The organism is Pseudomonas sp. AC532, from assembly GCF_979258965.1.
Genome location: NZ_OZ409888.1, coordinates 3181795 through 3196128, shown reverse-complemented (window position 1 = coordinate 3196128; position 14334 = coordinate 3181795). Strand labels below are relative to the sequence as shown.

15 protein-coding genes are annotated in these 14334 nt (G+C 64.3%); 9 read left to right on the top strand and 6 right to left on the bottom strand.

Features of this window, described 5'->3' with window-relative positions:
• Nucleotides 1–1686, top strand: coding sequence for a gamma-glutamyltransferase (gene ggt, locus ACZ0AV_RS15000; protein WP_499151764.1), 1686 nt, complete (start codon nucleotides 1–3; stop codon nucleotides 1684–1686).
• 89 nt (nucleotides 1687–1775) lie between these two features.
• On the opposite strand, the gene ACZ0AV_RS14995 is transcribed toward ggt, so the two are convergent.
• The 3 genes from ACZ0AV_RS14995 to ACZ0AV_RS14985 all read right to left on the bottom strand — a co-directional run bounded on the left by ACZ0AV_RS14995 (nucleotide 1776) and on the right by ACZ0AV_RS14985 (nucleotide 3941).
• Entirely contained in the window at nucleotides 1776–2117 is a 342-nt protein-coding gene (locus ACZ0AV_RS14995; protein ID WP_499151763.1) for a multidrug transporter, read from the bottom strand.
• Between the two features lie 117 nt (nucleotides 2118–2234).
• Nucleotides 2235–3047, bottom strand: a complete 813-nt coding sequence (gene mutM, locus ACZ0AV_RS14990) for a bifunctional DNA-formamidopyrimidine glycosylase/DNA-(apurinic or apyrimidinic site) lyase (RefSeq protein ID WP_499151762.1) — start codon at nucleotides 3045–3047, stop codon at nucleotides 2235–2237.
• Between the two features lie 81 nt (nucleotides 3048–3128).
• Entirely contained in the window at nucleotides 3129–3941 is an 813-nt protein-coding gene (locus ACZ0AV_RS14985) for an HDOD domain-containing protein (RefSeq protein ID WP_499153371.1), read from the bottom strand.
• A 219-nt stretch (nucleotides 3942–4160) separates the two neighbouring features.
• Between ACZ0AV_RS14985 and ACZ0AV_RS14980 the strand changes: the two genes are divergently transcribed.
• From ACZ0AV_RS14980 to gloA, 6 genes are all read left to right on the top strand, one after another.
• Nucleotides 4161–4700 (top strand): type 1 glutamine amidotransferase domain-containing protein, encoded by a 540-nt coding sequence (locus ACZ0AV_RS14980; RefSeq protein ID WP_499151761.1) that lies wholly within the window; start codon nucleotides 4161–4163, stop codon nucleotides 4698–4700.
• A 181-nt stretch (nucleotides 4701–4881) separates the two neighbouring features.
• Nucleotides 4882–6078 carry a class I SAM-dependent rRNA methyltransferase gene (locus tag ACZ0AV_RS14975; RefSeq protein ID WP_499151760.1) on the top strand — a complete coding sequence of 399 codons (1197 nt, stop codon included), beginning with the start codon at nucleotides 4882–4884 and terminating at the stop codon, nucleotides 6076–6078.
• A 238-nt stretch (nucleotides 6079–6316) separates the two neighbouring features.
• A complete protein-coding gene (gene ilvD / locus ACZ0AV_RS14970; protein WP_499151759.1) occupies nucleotides 6317–8155 on the top strand; it encodes a dihydroxy-acid dehydratase in 1839 nt (612 codons plus the stop codon).
• Between the two features lie 98 nt (nucleotides 8156–8253).
• Nucleotides 8254–8577, top strand: coding sequence for a hypothetical protein (locus tag ACZ0AV_RS14965; protein WP_499151758.1), 324 nt, complete (start codon nucleotides 8254–8256; stop codon nucleotides 8575–8577).
• Between the two features lie 63 nt (nucleotides 8578–8640).
• Complete coding sequence (locus tag ACZ0AV_RS14960) at nucleotides 8641–9099, top strand: metallophosphoesterase family protein (RefSeq protein WP_499151757.1); 459 nt, start codon at nucleotides 8641–8643, stop codon at nucleotides 9097–9099.
• A 191-nt stretch (nucleotides 9100–9290) separates the two neighbouring features.
• Nucleotides 9291–9818: a lactoylglutathione lyase gene (gloA, locus tag ACZ0AV_RS14955; protein WP_499151756.1), complete on the top strand. Its 528-nt coding sequence runs from the start codon at nucleotides 9291–9293 to the stop codon at nucleotides 9816–9818.
• A gap of 32 nt (nucleotides 9819–9850) precedes the next feature.
• On the opposite strand, the gene ACZ0AV_RS14950 is transcribed toward gloA, so the two are convergent.
• The 3 genes from ACZ0AV_RS14950 to ACZ0AV_RS14940 all read right to left on the bottom strand — a co-directional run bounded on the left by ACZ0AV_RS14950 (nucleotide 9851) and on the right by ACZ0AV_RS14940 (nucleotide 12005).
• Nucleotides 9851–10345, bottom strand: coding sequence for a DUF3060 domain-containing protein (locus ACZ0AV_RS14950; protein WP_499151755.1), 495 nt, complete (start codon nucleotides 10343–10345; stop codon nucleotides 9851–9853).
• A gap of 96 nt (nucleotides 10346–10441) precedes the next feature.
• Nucleotides 10442–11335, bottom strand: a complete 894-nt coding sequence (locus tag ACZ0AV_RS14945) for a LysR family transcriptional regulator (protein WP_499151754.1) — start codon at nucleotides 11333–11335, stop codon at nucleotides 10442–10444.
• 1 nt (nucleotide 11336) lies between these two features.
• On the bottom strand, nucleotides 11337–12005 hold the full coding sequence (locus ACZ0AV_RS14940) for a DUF3592 domain-containing protein (RefSeq protein WP_499151753.1): 669 nt from the start codon (nucleotides 12003–12005) through the stop codon (nucleotides 11337–11339).
• A 283-nt stretch (nucleotides 12006–12288) separates the two neighbouring features.
• Between ACZ0AV_RS14940 and trpB the strand changes: the two genes are divergently transcribed.
• Complete coding sequence (gene trpB, locus ACZ0AV_RS14935) at nucleotides 12289–13500, top strand: tryptophan synthase subunit beta (protein WP_499151752.1); 1212 nt, start codon at nucleotides 12289–12291, stop codon at nucleotides 13498–13500.
• Complete coding sequence (gene trpA, locus ACZ0AV_RS14930; RefSeq protein ID WP_499151751.1) at nucleotides 13497–14306, top strand: tryptophan synthase subunit alpha; 810 nt, start codon at nucleotides 13497–13499, stop codon at nucleotides 14304–14306. The genes trpB and trpA overlap by 4 nt, the downstream gene beginning before the upstream one ends.
• The last annotated feature ends 28 nt before the right edge of the window (nucleotides 14307–14334 follow it).

Here is a 14334-nt window from a genome sequence, read left to right as displayed (position 1 = left end):
ATGCGCCGCTCGCTGCGCGGCCACCGTGCTGTGACGGGGCTGTTCGGTGCGCTGTTCCTGCTGTGCAGCCTAGGCCTGCAGGCCGGTGAACGACCCGGCCACAGTGCCATTGCCACGGCCCACCCGGCCGCCACCGTTGCCGGCCAGGAGACCCTGGCGCTCGGGGGTAACGCCTTCGACGCCGCCGTGGCCATCAGTGCAGCCCTTGCCGTGGTCGAGCCTTATGGCTCTGGACTGGGCGGCGGCGGGTTCTTCCTGCTGCGCAACGCCGATGCCAGCTACGACTTTCTCGATGCCCGCGAGCGTGCGCCTGGCGCGGCCCATGCCGACCTTTATCGGCGTGACGGCCAGGTGCAGGCGGCGCTGTCGCGTGATGGCGCGCTCGCCGCAGCGATTCCCGGCCTGCCGGCGGCGCTGGTGGTGCTGGCCGAAGAGCATGGTCGCCTGCCCCTGCGCGACAGCCTGGCTCCGGCCATCCGCCTGGCTCGCGAGGGCTTTCCGGTCGACCGCGTATACCGCCAGCGGGCCGGCATGCGCCTGGCCGCCATGCGCGACGATGCGGAAACCGCGCGGCTGTTCCTGAGCGATGGCGAGGTTCCCCGGGAGGGTGCGCTGCTGCGCCAGCCCGAGCTGGCCGACACCTTGCTGGCGCTGGCCCGTAGCGGCCGCGACGGTTTCTATACCGGGCCGCTGGCCGAGCGAATGGTCGCTGGGGTACGCGCCGCCGGCGGCATCTGGACGCTGCAGGACCTGCGCGACTACCGCACCGTGCAGCGCCAGCCGATTCGTGTACCGTTGGCCGAAGGCCGCGAGCTGATCAGCGCACCGCCGCCTTCGGCCGGTGGCCTGGCGCTGGCGCAGAGCCTGCTGATTCTCCAGCGCCTGCCCTGGCGCGACGCCGAGCCGGCGCAGCGCAGCCACCTGGTGGTCGAGACCCTGCGTCGCGTGTACCGCGACCGCGGCCTGCTGGGCGACCCGGATTTCGTCGACAGCCCCACCGCCCGCCTGCTCAACCCGGACTACCTGCAACGCCTGGGCGACAGCATCGACCCGCAGCGCGCCACGCCGAGCAGCGAGCTGCCGCCTGCCGGCACCTGGAAGGAAGGCGACCACACCACCCATTTCACCGTGCTGGACGCCGATGGCAATGCGGTGAGCGCCACCCTGTCGATCAACCTGCCGTTCGGCGCCGCCTTCACCGTGCCTGGCACCGGCGTGCTGCTCAACGACGAGATGGACGACTTCGCCGCCGACCTGGCCGGCGCCAATGCCTACGGCTTGGCCGGCAGCCACGCCAACGCGATCGCAGCCGGCAAGCGGCCGCTGTCGAGCATGAGCCCGACCTTCCTGGAAAGCCCAGGCGAGTTCGCCAGTTTCGGCACGCCGGGCGGCAGCCGCATTCCGAGCATGGTGCTGCTGTCGATCCTCGAGTACCTGGATGGCCAGCCCATCGAGCGCTGGCCAGCGGCGCCGCGTTATCACCACCAGTACCTGCCGGACGTCATCGAGCACGAGCCAACTGCCTTCAGCGCCGCACAGCTCGACGAGCTGCAGGCACGCGGGCATACGCTCAAGAACGTCGAACGGGATTATGGCAACCAGCAGGTGCTGCGCTGGAACAAGGCCAGCGGCAAGGTGGAAGCGGCCAGCGATCCGCGCGGCGTTGGCAGTAGCGACGTGCGCTAGGCACAGCGCCCGCCCCCGCAAACGCAGCCAGCAAAAAGGCCCCTGACGCGGCAAGCGCCAGGGGCCTTTTGCATGTCGAGCCGGCGCGATTACTGGCGCTGGTTGTAGCCGTCACCGGTGCAGCCCAGGCAGCGCACGAATGCAGCCTTGCCAGGCTCGACCACCAGCGCGCGACCGGTGGCCCCGATACCGCCACCCATGGCCGAGAACGGCAACGCGACGACGAAGGCAACCGCGCCGATGGCGGTGGCGCCGATCAGCAGCGGGCGGGCGATCAGCAGGTCACCGAGCATGGCAAAGCCATCCGGGGCCTGAACGGTGTAGAGGGGGTCTCCGCTGGCGTTCTGCTGCACTTCTTGCGCATTGGCAGTGAGCGCCAGCGAGGCAGCAGTCAGCGCCAGAACAGCAGCGCAAGAGCGAAACAGTTTCATGGGGCGATCCTTCAGAGGTATACGGTCGATGCCGGTAACTATAACAGCGAGCCGGCAATTGTCAGCGTGATGGCCGTCAATCGCTGAGCAACTGGTCATCCGCGCCGACGAAGCAACCTAGCGCTGGCATTTCGGGCAATAAACACTGGCACGCTGGCCCAGCTTCACCTCCCGCAGGGTGCTGCCGCAGGCCTTGCAGAACTGGCCGCCGCGCCCATAGGCGAACAGCTCCTGCTGGAAGTACCCCGGCTGGCCATCGCCACCGATGAAATCACGCAGGGTGGTACCGCCACGTTCGATGGCGTGGGCCAGCACCCGCTTGATCTCCTCGGCGAGGCGTACGTAGCGGGCCCGCGAGACCGTGCCGGCAGCGCGGCGCGGATCGATGCCGGCGGCGAACAGCGCTTCGGTCGCATAGATGTTACCCACCCCCACCACCACGGCGTTGTCCATGATGAATGGCTTGATCGCCACGGCCTTGCCGCGCGACAGCTGGTAGAGGCGCTCGCCATCGAACAGATCGGTCAACGGCTCGGGGCCCAGGCGCACCAACAGCTCGTGCTCCAGGGGCAGCTCGCTCCATAGCAGCGCACCAAAGCGCCGCGGGTCGGTGTAGCGCAGCGCCAGGCCCGATTCCAGCTCGATATCCACGTGCTCGTGCTTGGCCGCCGGCAAGCCGGCCTCGACCATGCGCAGGTTACCGGACATGCCCAGATGGCTGATCAGCGTACCCACCTCGGCCTTGATCAGCAGGTACTTGGCGCGGCGCTCCACGGCTTCGATACGCTGACCCGACAGGCGCACGTCGAGATCCTCGGGGATCGGCCAGCGCAGGCGCCGTTCACGCACGATCACCCGACTGACCCGCTGACCGATGAGGTGCGGCGCGATGCCTCGGCGGGTGGTTTCGACTTCTGGCAATTCGGGCATGGCGGCTACTTCGAACAGGAGGGCAAGGCAGCCACCCTAGGGGCTGCCTGGCTACGCCGTCAACAACCTGGCAGACGCCAGTCAGGCGGCGCCGAGGTCGCGAATGCTTTCGCGCAGGTTCTCGAAGTCGTACCCGGAAAGGCCGACGTAATCGAGGATCAGCGGCTCGATGCTCTGCCACTCATGGTCCTCGTCCTGGCTACCCAGCACCTGATAACTGCGGCAGATATGCTCGGCCATCTTGAGGATCGCCAGCAGGTTCTTGAGTTGCGCGTCGTGGCCATTGTCATCGGTGAAGATGACCAGCGCATTGTGGTGGTTGGCGATGGCCTCGCACAGGTGCAGCGGCAGGTTCCAGGATTTGGCGGTGTAGTAGCCGACCACCGCGTGGTTGGTGTTGAGCAGGCGGTTCTCGGTGTCGACGATACGCCGCTCGGCACTGGCGCTGGCGTAGGATTCCTCGAGCACCGTCATGTAGTCGGGAAAGCGCTTGAGCATCAGCGGAATGCCACAGTTGTGGAACAGACCCAGGGTGTAGGCCTCATCCACGGACTCGTAGCCAATGCGCTTGGCCAGGGTCAGGCAGGTCATCGCGACGTCCTGGGCGGTGTCCCAGAAACGGTTGAGGGTGACGATGGTGTCATCGCTCATCTCGCCGCGGATCGACAGCGCGTTGACCATGTTGATCACCGAGCGACTGCCCAGCAGGTTGACCGCCCGCTGGATCGAGCCAATGCGATTGGCCAGGCCGAAATAGGGCGAGTTGACGATCTTCAGCAGCGCGCCGGAGAGCCCCGGATCCTGGCTGATCAGCCGTGCAATGGCCTTCAGATCCGGGCTGGGCATGTATTGCTCGAACTGCAGGTCAACCATGATCTGCGGCTGCGGCGGCACGCTGATGCCCTGCAGAAACGTCTGGATCTGCTCGGCGGAGAGTTCTTTTTCCATGGGGGGACGGGCTGAAAAGGTGATTGAGCGCACAGTCTACCCTGTGCAAGATGACTTTTTACCCGCCGGTTACACAGTAAATCTGCACGCCGTCAATTTGCCTGAACTTCTGCCCGCACGATGACCCGAAATTCACTCAGTCATCCTACTCATAGAGGTGTTTTGATGAGCAAGTCCCTGAGCGGTAAACGCGTGGCCCTGCTGGTTACCGACGGCTTCGAACAGGCCGAATTGACCGGCCCCAAGGAGGCACTCGAAGCACTCGGCGCCAAGGCTGACATCCTCTCCGCCAAGACCGGCAAGGTTACCGGCTGGAACCACACCACGCCGGCTGACACCTTCACGGTCGACAAGACCTTCGACACCGCCAGCATCGAGGATTACGACGCCATCGTGCTGCCTGGTGGGGTGGTCAACTCCGACACCATCCGCCTCGACGAAATGGCCGTGGAGCTGGTCAAGGACGCCGCACGCGCCAACAAGCCGATCGCGGTGATCTGCCATGGCGCCTGGATTCTCGCTACCGCCGACCTGGTCAAGGGCAAGACGATGACCAGTTGGCCGTCGCTGACCGACGACCTGAAAAACGCCGGCGCCAACTGGGTCGACCAGGAGGTGGTGGTCGACGGCAAGCTGATCAGCAGCCGCAAGCCCGACGACATCCCGGCCTTCAACCAGAAGCTGATCGACGCCCTTGCTGCCTGACCAGGGCCGCAGGCCCGCGCGCGGTGCCTGGCCGCGCGCCGGCCGGTAGCCGCTCCAGACTGCCAGGCTGCCTGCGAGCGCAACGCTCGATAGACCAACGGACGCGCGCTTTTTCATCGCTCACCAAGCGCCCACCAGGCTCCTCGTTTAGAATGCGCGTTTTTTCCCGACGGAGCCCACCATGTCCCTGCCCAGCCTGCGCCTGAAAGCCAACGCCGACCGACGCCTGCGCGCCGGCCACCTGTGGGTCTACAGCAACGAGATCGACGTCGCCGTGACACCGCTCAACGCCTTCGAGGCCGGTGACCAGGCGATCCTCGAAGCCGCCGGCGGCAAACCGCTGGGCGTCGTCGCCCTGAGCCCCAACAACCTGATCTGCGCCCGCCTGCTGTCGCGTGACGTCAAGCACGTGCTGGACAAATCCCTGCTGGTGCACCGCATCAACGTGGCGTTGAGCCTGCGCGAACGGCTGTTCGACAAACCCTGCTATCGCCTGGTGTTCGGCGACTCCGACTTGCTGCCTGGCCTGGTGGTCGACCGTTTCTTCGACATTCTGGTGGTGCAGTTGGCGTCGGCGGCCATGGAGCGTCACAAGGATGACGTGCTGGCTGCGCTGATACAGGTCATCAAGCCCAGCGGCATACTGCTCAAGAACGACTCTGCCGCACGCGACGCCGAAGGTCTCGAGCGCTACGTGGATACCGCCTTTGGCGTGGTGCCGGAGTGGGTCGCTCTGGAAGAGAACGGCGTGAAGTTCGAGGCACCGGTGATCGAGGGCCAGAAGACCGGCTGGTTCTATGACCACCGCATGAACCGCGCGCGCCTGGCGCCCTACGTGCAGGGCAAGCGGGTGCTCGACCTGTTCAGCTACATCGGCGGCTGGGGTGTCCAGGCCGCGGCCTTCGGGGCCAGCGAAGTGTTCTGCGTGGATGCCTCGGCCTTCGCCCTCGATGGTGTCGAGCGCAACGCCACGCTCAATGGCTTCGCGGAAAAGGTCACCTGTGTGGAGGGCGACGTGTTCGCGGCGCTGCGCGAACTGAAATCCGCCGAAGAACGCTTCGACGTGGTGATCGCCGACCCACCCGCCTTCATCAAGCGCAAGAAGGACATCAAGAACGGCGAAGCCGCCTACCGCCGCCTCAACGAAGCCGCCATGCGTCTGCTCAACAAGGACGGCATCCTGGTCAGCGCCAGTTGCTCCATGCACCTGGAAGAAGACAACCTGCAGAACATCCTGCTGACCAGCGCGCGTCATCTGGATCGCAACATCCAACTGCTCGAGCGCGGCGCCCAGGGCCCGGATCACCCGATGCATCCGGCCATCGCCGAAACCCGCTACATCAAGAGCCTGACGGTGCGCCTGCTGCCCAATAGCTGATGACCCGGCGCCCACCAATCGGCGGGCGCTCTTTCCCCTGCGGCGCCGAGCGGCGTAGAATCGGGCTCATTCCTCGCCAACCATCCTTCGGCGGGCTAGTGAGCCCCAAACCGCATGCACGTTACCCGACGCTGCCTGTGCGGCATCACCGACCAGGCGGCCATCTGCCGCTCACCCTCGGCCAACGCGCTCACCTTTCGCACATAACCAGATATCTGATTAGCCGCAGGAAACCGCCATGCCTGACTATCGCTCGAAAACCTCCACCCACGGCCGCAACATGGCCGGCGCCCGTGCCCTGTGGCGCGCCACCGGGATGAAGGACGAAGATTTCAAGAAACCGATCATCGCCATCGCCAACTCCTTCACCCAGTTCGTGCCCGGCCACGTGCACCTCAAGGATCTGGGTCAGCTGGTCGCCCGCGAGATCGAGAAGGCCGGCGGCGTGGCCAAGGAATTCAACACCATCGCCGTCGATGACGGCATCGCCATGGGCCACGACGGCATGCTCTATTCGCTGCCGAGCCGCGAGATCATCGCCGACTCCGTGGAGTACATGGTCAACGCCCACTGCGCCGACGCCATCGTCTGTATCTCCAACTGCGACAAGATCACCCCCGGCATGCTGATGGCCGCCCTGCGCCTGAACATCCCGGTGATCTTCGTTTCCGGTGGCCCGATGGAAGCCGGCAAGACCAAGCTGGCCAGCCACGGCCTGGACCTGGTCGACGCCATGGTCATCGCCGCCGACAGCACGGCATCGGATGAAAAAGTCGCCGAATACGAGCGCAGCGCCTGCCCGACCTGCGGCTCGTGCTCCGGCATGTTCACCGCCAACTCGATGAACTGCCTGGTCGAAGCCCTGGGCCTGGCCCTGCCGGGTAACGGTTCCACGCTGGCCACCCACAGCGACCGCGAGCAGTTGTTCCTGCAGGCCGGCCGCACCATCGTCGAGCTGTGCAAGCGTTACTACGGCGACAACGACGACTCGGTGCTGCCGCGCAACATCGCCAACTTCAAGGCGTTCGAGAACGCCATGACGCTGGACATCGCCATGGGCGGTTCCACCAACACCATCCTGCACCTGCTGGCGGCAGCTCAGGAAGCCGAGATCGATTTCGACCTGCGCGACATCGACCGTCTCTCGCGCCACGTGCCGCAGCTGTGCAAAGTCGCGCCGAACATCCAGAAGTACCACATGGAAGACGTGCACCGTGCTGGCGGGATCTTCAGCATCCTCGGCTCCCTGGCCCGTGGCGGCCTGCTGCACACCGACCTGCCGACCGTGCACAGCACCTCCATGGCCGAAGGCATCGCCAAATGGGACATCACCCAGACCGACGACGAAGCGGTGCACCACTTCTTCAAGGCCGGCCCTGCCGGTATCCCGACCCAGACCGCGTTCAGCCAGTCGACCCGCTGGGACACCCTGGACGATGACCGTGAAAACGGCTGTATCCGCAGTGTCGAACACGCCTACTCGCAAGAAGGTGGCCTGGCCGTGCTGTACGGCAACATCGCGCTCGACGGCTGCGTGGTGAAAACCGCCGGTGTCGACGAGTCGATCCACGTGTTCGAAGGCAACGCGAAGATCTTCGAAAGTCAGGACAGCGCGGTGCGCGGCATCCTCAATGACGAGGTGAAGGCCGGCGACATCGTGATCATCCGCTACGAAGGCCCGAAAGGCGGCCCGGGCATGCAGGAAATGCTCTATCCGACCTCGTACCTGAAGTCCAAGGGCCTGGGCAAAGCCTGCGCCCTGCTCACCGACGGCCGCTTCTCCGGCGGCACCTCGGGCCTGTCCATCGGCCACGCCTCGCCGGAAGCCGCCGCTGGCGGCGCCATCGGCCTGGTACAGGATGGCGACAAGGTGCTGATCGACATCCCCAACCGCACCATCAACCTGCTGGTCAGCGACGAGGAAATCGCCCATCGCCGCCACGAGCAGGACAAGAAAGGCTGGAAACCGGTCGAGCAGCGCCCACGCAAGGTGACCACGGCGCTGAAAGCCTACGCCCTGCTCGCCACCAGCGCCGACAAGGGCGCGGTGCGCAACAAGGCGATGCTGGACGGTTGATTTTCAGCCCAGCAACACAAAGAAGCCCGGCTCTATGCCGGGCTTCTTCATATCCATCCCTACTTAAAAGGCCTGCCCAACTAATGCAAACCTTGAGGTTGGAATTCGAAGAGAACGCCAGCGAGTTCTACATAGCATCCCTAGCTAGAGGCATTCTCGAAGGTATCAAAGGTGGTGCCCTAACATTGGAAACAGGAGTCTGGTCTCTTGGTCGTCCGGTATTTAAGTGCGCGCTGACAACATGGCCGATCAGCGCGGAACTGAGAGATGTCTTGGAGGGCTTTGACGAGCTCAGCGCACTGAGTGAGCTAGGTATCGATCTTGGCCCAACTCTCCAGCAGATGACGGATGCGCTGGACCAATGCCAACGCGCAATCGACACCAGCAAAACCAGCCTTGTTATCCGGGCGACATTACCGTAGCGCGTTTTCCCAAGCAGAACGTTTTAAATACGCAGCGCTCATATCCCTGCATAGGAGCGCATCATGAAGATTGGCATCATCGCCGACACCCACGGCCTGTTGCGACCCCAGGCACTGGCGGCGCTGCAGGGCGTCGACCAGTTGATCCATGCCGGCGATATCGGCGGGCCGCAGATCCTCGCCGAGCTCGAACGCATCGCGCCGCTGTCGGTGGTGCGCGGCAACAATGATGGCGACGCCTGGGCCGAGGGCATTCCCGAGCGCCTGACGCTGCGCTTCGGCGCGGTCAGCCTGTACGTGCTGCACGATCTAAAGCAGTTGGCCATCGACCCCAGGGCTGAAGGCATCGACGTGGTGATTGCCGGCCATTCGCACAAGCCGCTGCATGAGGAGCGCGACGGCGTGCTCTACCTCAACCCCGGCAGCGCCGGCCCGCGGCGCTTCAAGCTGCCGATTGGGGTGGCCATTCTGCATATCGATGGCGAGCAAGTACGGGCCGAGATGATTGGGTTGGAGGTTTGATGGTGATTCAACGCAGTACTTGTGGGAGCGCGCCATGCGCGCGAAAAATCGCGGGCATGGCCCGCTCCCACAATAGATCGCCGATTGCAGACCCACCTTCAAACGCCACCCACCTTGAAAAACCCACCCCACGAGGCCATCTACTGACCTCATGACTTTTCGAATCGTCCACTCACCTGATGGAGATCCCCATGACCCTCGATGAACTCAACACCCTGCCCGGCGTGACCGGCAAGCCGGACGTGGCCACGGCGGACTTCGTCTACAACCACACCATGATTCGCGTGAAGGATCTTCAGCAGTCGCTGGATTTCTACACCCGCGTGCTGGGTTTCACCCTGCTGGAAAAGAAGGATTTCCCCGAGGCCGAATTCAGCCTGTATTTCCTCGCGCTGATTGCCGACAAGTCGCAGATCCCGGCAGACCCGGAGGCTCGCCACCAATGGCGCAAGTCCATTCCCGGCGTACTGGAGCTGACCCACAACCACGGCACCGAGAAGGATCCGGCATTTTCCTACCACAGCGGCAACAGCGACCCGCGTGGCTTCGGTCACCTGTGCGTGGCGGTACCGGACATCAAGGCCGCCTGCCAGCGTTTCGAAGAGCTCGGCGTGGACTTCCAGAAGCGTCTGACCGACGGCCGCATGAGTAACATCGCCTTCATCAAGGATCCGGACGGTTACTGGGTGGAAATCATCCAGTTCACCGACGTGGACTGATCAACGTGGCGCCCCACTCGGGGCGCCCGTTTCTATTGGCGCTCGACCTGGTTGTCGATGCCGCTCATCTGTACCTCCGGCTCCTCGCCGCGCCAGAGCACCTGCTGGTTGGTGCCGCTGACATCCAGCTTCACCGGCCCGTCGAACTGCAGGTCCAGCTCCTGATCGGCGCCCGTCACCTCGACCAGCGCTGGCTGCTCGCCGCCCGCAACGGTTGTACGCACCTGGTTTTCGGTGGTGTCGACGCTTAGTGCATTGACCCGCTCGGCAACTACCTCGTGCTCGGCACCCGATACGGTCAGCGACCTGGCGGTAGCCAGCGTCACCTTGTGCTCACTGCCGTAGACCAGCACCGCGCCGCAATCACCCGTCAGGTGAATCACATTGGCATTGCCGCTGATGTTCACGTCCTGGCCTTTGCAGGAAACGTCGCGCGACAGGCCAATACCCTCGATATTCAGCGGCTCGGCTTGAGCCAGGGTAGCGCTGCCGGCCAGCAGCAACCCTGTGATCAGCGTCTTGTTCATGGGCACATCCCTCTCTGTCAGTGATGGCCCGGAAGATGTGTGAGGGCCGCTGCTATGACCGATGCCCGAGAAACAAGGTTCTGCGCTGCAGGCGACTCAACTCGCGGTTTGCAACGCTGTTCTCAACCAATCGGCAAGCCTCTCGGCGCGCTGACCGTTGCGCCGCTCCGGCACCCAGAGCGACAACTGCGCCTCGGTCTGCACGAAGCCCCAGGGCGCGACCAGCCGCCCTGCAGCGAGATCGTCGGCCACCAGCTGCAACGGTGCGATGGCCACGCCAAGGCCAGCCGACGCAGCCTCGAGCAGGTAATACAGATGTTCGAAGCCCTGCCCCAGACGCATGTCCGCAGGCTGCAGATTCATCGCCGCCAGCCACTGCGGCCAGGCCTGGGGGCGCGAGGTGGTGTGCAGCAGCGCCTCCTGCAGCAACGCCTCGGGGGCGGCCTCGCTTAGTTCCAGGAATCGAGGGTGGCGCGGGCTGATCACCGGCCCGATGGATTCCCGCGCCAGCTCGAATACGTGCATGTCCGCCGGCCACGGCGGTTCGGCATACAGCAGGGTGGCATCCACCTGGGGGCTGCGTGGGTCCAGTTCGCCCTGGCTGGTAGATAGTTGCAAGCGCAGCTCGGGCAATGCTCCGTTGAGCCGGTCCAGCCGCGGGATGAACCAGCGCGCCAGCAGGCTGCCGGGGCAACCGAGCACGAAGGGCGTGTCCGCTTCGCGCTGGCGCAGTTCACCGCACACCTGGCGCAACCGGGTGAAAGTCTCGCCGCTGACATCACGCAGGCGTACGCCCGCTTCGGTCAGCTTCAGGCCGCGGCCATCCTTGACGAACAGTGCCACGCCCAGTTGCTCCTCCAGCGTCCTCACCTGCCGGCTGACCGCGCCGTGGGTGACATGCAGCTCACCTGCCGCACGGCTGACACTGCCCAGCCGCGCCGCAGCCTCGAAGGCATGCAGGGCATTGAGCGAGGGCAGCTGCTGGGCCATGTCAGTCCACCAGCTCGGGCAAAAAGCGCGTATCCATGCTGTAACGCTTGGGGTTGCCCGGGTCGATCATCACCGTGACCAGCGACTCGCTGATGTAGGGGCCGGGGTCGAACCACAGGTTGGCACTGCGAAACACATACAGTTTGTTGGTCTGCGGATTCAGCCACTGGGCGACGATGCGGTATGGACTGCGGCCATTGATGCTCAGTGACTCATTGAGCTCGACGTCCACCACCTCGGCCTGCACCGCCGTGCCGGTGACCAGCAGCTCGGCGGCGCGCCGCTTGCCGAACAAGGGCGGCAGCACGAAGAGCAGACCGATGGCCAGAAATACGCTGCCAATGCCGCCGAGGATCAGGCTTCCCAGCCAGTTTTGGCCAAAGCTGTCGATGTGCGCGCGCTCAGGATTCTGCGGGTCGTAATACACCTCAACCTGCTCGCCAATAGCAAAGGATGGCGGCGTGCTGCAGGTGCTGCTGTAGTGCTCGCCCAGGGTGCCGTCGAGGGTGGTGAACGACACGGTGGGGCAGCCGTCTTCGATGTCCACCACCGCGCCCTGCGTCAGTGTCATCTGCGCCTGCGCGCTGATGCGGTTCACCTGAACGCCCACGGCGATCAGCAGCATGAGTGCGCCGATGCCCGGGAAAATCCATAACCATCCTGTTTTCATGACGCCACGCACCTGTGCATAAATTTCATAGCTGACGATTATCGGCCAACCACGCTGGAATACCAATTGGCAACCAGCGACATAACGAAAATAGCGTCACATAATGAGCAACGGCCCTGATCCAGCCGAAAGCGAATTGCGTTAATACGTGACATTTACTCAACTATCCATTCAAACTAATCGCTTTTCCGAGCGACGCCGCAGCGTTAGTCTGGCCAACATCGACGCCAATGCCCCTTGGCAAGCAGGCCGCTCGCGGCCTCCGAATTCACAGGAGAACCCCATGACTTCATTACGCAACGGCCCAGACGCCACCGGCCTGTTCGGCGCGTTCGGCGGTCAATACGTCGCCGAAACGCTGATGCCGCTGATCCACGAGCTGGCCGCCGAGTATGAAAAGGCCAAGGCAGATCCCGAGTTCACCAAAGAGCTGGCCTATTTCCAGCGCGACTACGTGGGCCGCCCGAGCCCGCTGTATTTCGCCGAGCGCCTGACCGAGCACTGCGGCGGGGCGAAGATTTACCTCAAGCGCGAGGAGCTCAATCACACCGGCGCGCACAAGATCAACAACTGCATCGGCCAGATTCTCCTGGCACGGCGCATGGGCAAGCAGCGCATCATCGCCGAGACCGGCGCGGGCATGCACGGTGTGGCCACTGCCACCGTGGCCGCACGCTTCGGGATGCAGTGCGTGATCTACATGGGCACCACCGACATCGAGCGCCAGCAGGCCAACGTATTTCGCATGAAGCTGCTCGGCGCCGAAGTGATCCCGGTCACCGCCGGCACCGGCACCCTCAAGGATGCGATGAACGAAGCCCTGCGTGACTGGGTGACCAACGTCGACAGCACCTTCTACATCATCGGCACCGTCGCCGGCCCGCACCCCTATCCGGCAATGGTTCGCGACTTCCAGGCCGTGATTGGCAAGGAAACCCGTGACCAGATGCAAGCCCAGGAGGGTCGCTTGCCAGACAGCCTGGTCGCCTGCATCGGCGGCGGTTCGAATGCCATGGGCCTGTTCCACCCGTTCCTCGACGACAAGTCGGTACAGATCATCGGCGTGGAAGCGGCCGGCCACGGCGTGGAAACCGGCAAGCATGCCGCCAGCCTGAATGGCGGCGTACCGGGCGTGCTGCATGGCAACCGCACCTTCCTGCTGCAGGACGACGATGGCCAGATCATCGACGCCCACTCGATTTCCGCTGGCCTCGACTACCCGGGCATCGGCCCGGAACACGCCTGGTTGTTCGACATCGGCCGCGTCGAGTACACCTCGATCACCGACACGGAGGCGCTTGCCGCCTTCCACCAGTGCTGCCGCCTGGAAGGCATCATCCCGGCCCTGGAGACATCCCACGCACTGGCTGAAGTCTTCAAGCGCGCGCCGACTCTGCCCAAGGATCACCTGATGGTGATCAACCTCTCGGGCCGCGGCGACAAGGACATGCAGACCGTCATGCACCACTTCGACGAACAGGAAGAACATATATGAGCCGCCTGCAGACGCGCTTCGCCGAGCTGAAAGAACAGAACCGCGCCGCCCTGGTGACCTTCGTGACCGCCGGCGACCCTAACTACGATGCTTCCCTGGCGATTCTCAAGGGCTTGCCGAAGGCTGGCGCCGACGTGATCGAGCTGGGCATGCCGTTCACCGACCCGATGGCCGACGGCCCGGCGATTCAGCTCGCCAACATCCGTGCCCTGGCTGCCAAACAGGACCTGGCCAAGACCCTGCAACTGGTCCGCGAATTTCGCAAGGACGAGCAGGCCACCCCGCTGGTGTTGATGGGTTACTTCAACCCGATCCACAAATATGGCGTGGAGCGTTTCATCGCCGATGCCAAGCAAGCCGGTGTCGACGGCCTGATCGTGGTCGACCTGCCGCCTGAGCACAACCGTGACCTGTGCGACCCGGCCCAGGCCGCGGGCATCGACTTCATCCGCCTGACCACCCCGACCACCCATGACAAGCGCCTGCCCACCGTGCTCAACGGCAGCTCGGGCTTCGTCTACTACGTATCCGTGGCAGGCGTCACCGGGGCCGGCTCGGCGACGGTGGAACATGTGCAGGAAGCCGTCACCCGCCTGCGCCGCCATACCGACCTGCCGATCAGCATCGGCTTCGGCATCCGCACGCCGGAACACGCGGCGACCATCGCCCGTCTGGCCGACGGCGTGGTGGTCGGCTCGGCGCTGATCGACCAGATCGCCAAGGCCGACAACGACCAGCAGGCGATCGACGGCGTACTCGAGCTATGCAGCCAACTGGCCGAAGGCGTACGCAGCGCCCGGCGCTAAATCAGGCATGAAAAAACCGCTGCCCCGA

Bases quoted from the DNA above. Each gene is read 5' to 3' on its own strand.
- ilvD (WP_499151759.1), top strand. From the start codon at position 6,317: ATGCCTGACTATCGCTCGAAAACCTCCACCCACGGCCGCAACATGGCC.
- ggt (WP_499151764.1), top strand. From the start codon at position 1: ATGCGCCGCTCGCTGCGCGGCCACCGTGCTGTGACGGGGCTGTTCGGT.
- ACZ0AV_RS14995 (WP_499151763.1), bottom strand. From the start codon at position 2,117: ATGAAACTGTTTCGCTCTTGCGCTGCTGTTCTGGCGCTGACTGCTGCC.
- ACZ0AV_RS14950 (WP_499151755.1), bottom strand. From the start codon at position 10,345: ATGAACAAGACGCTGATCACAGGGTTGCTGCTGGCCGGCAGCGCTACC.
- ACZ0AV_RS14940 (WP_499151753.1), bottom strand. From the start codon at position 12,005: ATGAAAACAGGATGGTTATGGATTTTCCCGGGCATCGGCGCACTCATG.
- ACZ0AV_RS14945 (WP_499151754.1), bottom strand. From the start codon at position 11,335: ATGGCCCAGCAGCTGCCCTCGCTCAATGCCCTGCATGCCTTCGAGGCT.
- trpB (WP_499151752.1), top strand. From the start codon at position 12,289: ATGACTTCATTACGCAACGGCCCAGACGCCACCGGCCTGTTCGGCGCG.
- mutM (WP_499151762.1), bottom strand. From the start codon at position 3,047: ATGCCCGAATTGCCAGAAGTCGAAACCACCCGCCGAGGCATCGCGCCG.
- ACZ0AV_RS14975 (WP_499151760.1), top strand. From the start codon at position 4,882: ATGTCCCTGCCCAGCCTGCGCCTGAAAGCCAACGCCGACCGACGCCTG.
- gloA (WP_499151756.1), top strand. From the start codon at position 9,291: ATGACCCTCGATGAACTCAACACCCTGCCCGGCGTGACCGGCAAGCCG.
- ACZ0AV_RS14960 (WP_499151757.1), top strand. From the start codon at position 8,641: ATGAAGATTGGCATCATCGCCGACACCCACGGCCTGTTGCGACCCCAG.
- trpA (WP_499151751.1), top strand. From the start codon at position 13,497: ATGAGCCGCCTGCAGACGCGCTTCGCCGAGCTGAAAGAACAGAACCGC.
- ACZ0AV_RS14980 (WP_499151761.1), top strand. From the start codon at position 4,161: ATGAGCAAGTCCCTGAGCGGTAAACGCGTGGCCCTGCTGGTTACCGAC.